The 1135-nt window shown below is 69.3% G+C and carries 2 protein-coding genes; both read left to right on the top strand.

All coding sequences use genetic code 11. The features are described 5' to 3' along the window. Window positions 1-65 precede the first annotated feature (65 nt). Window positions 66-461 (top strand): hypothetical protein, encoded by a 396-nt coding sequence (locus ABZ807_RS33395; protein ID WP_357167182.1) that lies wholly within the window; start codon window positions 66-68, stop codon window positions 459-461. A gap of 94 nt (window positions 462-555) precedes the next feature. Beyond that, window positions 556-1135 (top strand): hypothetical protein (locus ABZ807_RS33390; RefSeq protein ID WP_357167180.1); only part of this gene is annotated, 580 nt, incomplete at its 3' end.

The following is a 1135-nucleotide window of genomic DNA, read 5'->3' as shown; positions in this document are numbered from 1 at the left end:
CAACAGCAGTACTCAATGCAACTCGATCCTGAACTCGCCCTGCCAGACGGACTTGCTATGAACCGTTGGCCTCAACTCACCCTGGCAGACAGGGCATCGCCGCTACAACCCGTCCGGCCCGTCCATGGGAGGACTACCTCGCCCAGCACCACACCGACCCGGCCAAGGTCAGCCTGGCCGACGCCCGCCGCCGCTTCGAGCAGCAGCCCCGCGTCCTGGCGATGCTCGCCCACACCTTCGACCCCTACGAGCTGTCCGTCTACCAGGCAGGCGAAGCCACCTACGTCGGGCTCTACTGGCGCATCGCCCTCATCGGCGACGCGCTGATCACCACCGACGGCCGACTGCTCTTCCCCGCCAGCGACTCCGTCGCTGACCGGTTCCGCTTCCTCAACGAGGCGTGCGGCTACCTGCGCAGCCTGCGCTCCAGCGCACGACTGTGCGCCGTCGCCATCGCCTAACTCCTATCCCCCGAACGCACCGAGGACCGGCCGCAGCCCGCTGCGACCGGCCTTCGGCATGCCCACAACCCGCCGCCCGCAAGGAGATCCCCCGGTGTTCCTGACCGATCCCGCCCTACGGCGCATCGCCGCCGACACCAACGACGTCCTGCCCGAGCACCTGTGGCGCCACGACACGGCCACACTCGACGCCCTCGGCGACCTCGCCCGCATCCTGCACAAGACCGCCCTCGGGTTCAACGACAGCACCACCACCCTCGACAAGACCCTCGCTCGCGTCGGTGACCTTGCCGAGGCAGCTCAGAAAGCGTTGGCCGCCCGCGCCGACCTGCACATGACCGGCTACCACCAGGCCCTCACCGACGCACTCGCCGCCCGCGAGCGACACATCGTCCTCGGTGCCATGCTCCTCACCGCCTACCGCGGCTGGCGCAACCACCGGCCGCTCGGCGACGGCGACGAACGCCACCTGCTCCTGCAACCCGGCGACCCCTCACGCGGCGTAGCCGTGCTGCGGCAACGCGAGTCGCACACGTGGCTGGTCTTCCCCGACACCGAGGCCGCCACCGCATTCGACATCCCGTTGCCAGTGAGTGCTTTGTGGCGCTCATGTGGCAGTTCTGCCTTGCGGCACAACGGTCCCGGTCTTACCCGCGCAGAGCGCGGGGCCGGGT

The organism is Micromonospora sp. NPDC047548 (genome assembly GCF_040642975.1).
In the GTDB taxonomy this organism is placed as follows: Bacteria; Actinomycetota; Actinomycetes; order Mycobacteriales; family Micromonosporaceae; genus Micromonospora.
The sequence above is the reverse complement of the archived record's forward strand: the minus strand, read 5'-3'. Positions and strand labels throughout refer to the sequence as shown.